This is a genomic window from Variovorax sp. P4_D9 (genome assembly GCF_056401695.1).
Genome location: NZ_JBFUIU010001278.1, coordinates 1 through 1,827, shown reverse-complemented (window position 1 = coordinate 1,827; position 1,827 = coordinate 1). Strand labels below are relative to the sequence as shown.

Annotated in this window: 1 protein-coding gene and 1 pseudogene; one reads left to right on the top strand and one right to left on the bottom strand. The window is 69.7% G+C overall.

Annotated elements, in window-relative coordinates:
* Positions 1-33 precede the first annotated feature (33 nt).
* A pseudogene (locus AC1DY5_RS53920) lies at positions 34-1,032 on the top strand (tripartite tricarboxylate transporter substrate-binding protein).
* A gap of 151 nt (positions 1,033-1,183) precedes the next feature.
* On the opposite strand, the gene AC1DY5_RS53915 reads toward AC1DY5_RS53920, so the two are convergent.
* The coding region (locus tag AC1DY5_RS53915) for an endonuclease/exonuclease/phosphatase family protein (protein ID WP_478122407.1) at positions 1,184-1,827 on the bottom strand (644 nt) is incomplete at its 5' end.

The window sequence follows — 1,827 nt, the reverse complement described above, 5'->3', positions numbered from 1 at the left end:
ATGTAGGGCTTCGGCAAAACCGAAGGCCCGGTTATTCAAAGCCCGATTGCCCGCTGCCGTCGCAGCGACGATCTCTCCAGCCTTCTGGCGTTGCAGGCGCCCGCCGCCGCGCAGGCGACATGGCCCGAGAAGCCCGAGACCCTGGTCGTGCCCTAATCCTAATCGGCCGGCGGCCCGACCGACGTGGTGGGGCGCATGCTCGCGATACCGATGGGCAAGTCGCTGGGCCAGCCCGTCATGGTCGAGAACACGGTGGGTGCCGGCGGCACGATCGCGCCGGCGCGCGTGGCGCGGGCGGCACCGAACGGCTACACGATCCTGATCCACCACTTGGGCATGGCGACCGCGCCGGCGCTGTACAAGAAGCTGCCCTACGGCCCGCTGAAGGACTTCGAGTACGTCGGGCAGGTGCTGGACGTGCCGATGACCCTGTCGTCGCGAAAGGACTTTCCGGCCAACAACTACCAGGAACTGCTCGCCTACATCAAGACCCACAAGGACAAGGTGTCGCTGGCCAATGCCGGCATCGGGGCGGTGTCGCAGCTGTGTGGCCTGCTGTTCACGAGCCAGATCGGCGTCGAGCTGACCACCGTGCCGTACAAGGGCGCCGGTCCGGCGCTCAACGACCTGATGGGCGGCCAGGTCGACCTGCTGTGCGACCAGACCACGCAGACCGCGCCGGTCATCAAGGAGGGCAACCGGGTCAAGGTCTTCGGCGTGACCACGCCCCAGCGGCTGTCGAGCATGCCGAACATCCCGACGCTCGACGAGCAGGGCCTGAAGGGCTTCGACGTCCGCGTGTGGCACGGGGTCTATGCGCCCCAGGGCACGCCGCCGGCGGTGATCGACAAGATCAACGCGGCGCTGCGCGTGGCGCTGCAGGATCCGTTGGTCAAGCAGCACCTGGCCGACCTGAGCTCGGAGATCGTGCCGATGGACAAGGTCACGCCGGAGGCGCTGCGCAGCCATCTGACGGCCGAGGTCGCGAAGTGGGGCAAAGTGAGCCGGGCCGCTGGCATTCAGGGGGAATAGTTGCCGCACTTCGTGTCGGGCGCCCACCCCCTACCGGGGGCGCCGCGCTGCGGCCCGGCGAAGCCGGTTCCGCCGCGGCCCACGAACCGACGCGCTGCGCGCAGCCGATGCGCAAACACGCGCCGCTTCACCTGGCCGGCGCAGCCAGAGCTCAGTCGCCCAGCTCGATCATCACGGGCTGGTGGTCCGAGGCTTGCGTCTGCAGGTCGACCTCGACCCGGCGCACGCGCGGCGCCAGCACATCGCTGACGAAGATGAAGTCGCAGGCCATCGGATCAGGGCCGTACTGGCGGTCGAACAGGCGAAAGGTCGGGTCGTGCGGCCGCTCGGGGTGGGCCAGTGGCCAGGCGTCCTGCAGGCGTCGAGCCGGGGTGCCGCCGGCCGGCAGCGCTGGGTCCACGAAGGGCTGCACGATCTCGTCGTAGGCCGGATCGGTCGCCGCCATGTTGAAGTCGCCGCAAAGGATCGCCTGCGGCGTGTGCCGCTTGGCCTGGAAGGGCGAGACCTCGATCGGGTCCACGGGCGGCGCCGCGGCCTGCTCGCAGGCTTCGAGATGCAGTGCGCGCAGCGCGCGGGCCTGGGCCAGGCGCTGCGCCGGCGAGTAGTACTCGAGGTGCGTGGTCATCACGCGCAGCGGGCCCAGCTCGGGGCTGCTCAGCGTGACCACCGTGCACATGCGCGGCATGCTGGTCACGGTGGGATCGGCCGGCCAGGGCAAGGGGTGATGCTGGATGCGCGACACTGGCAGCCGGGTGGCGATCAGGTTGCCGAAGCGCATCGGCCGGCCTTCGGCGC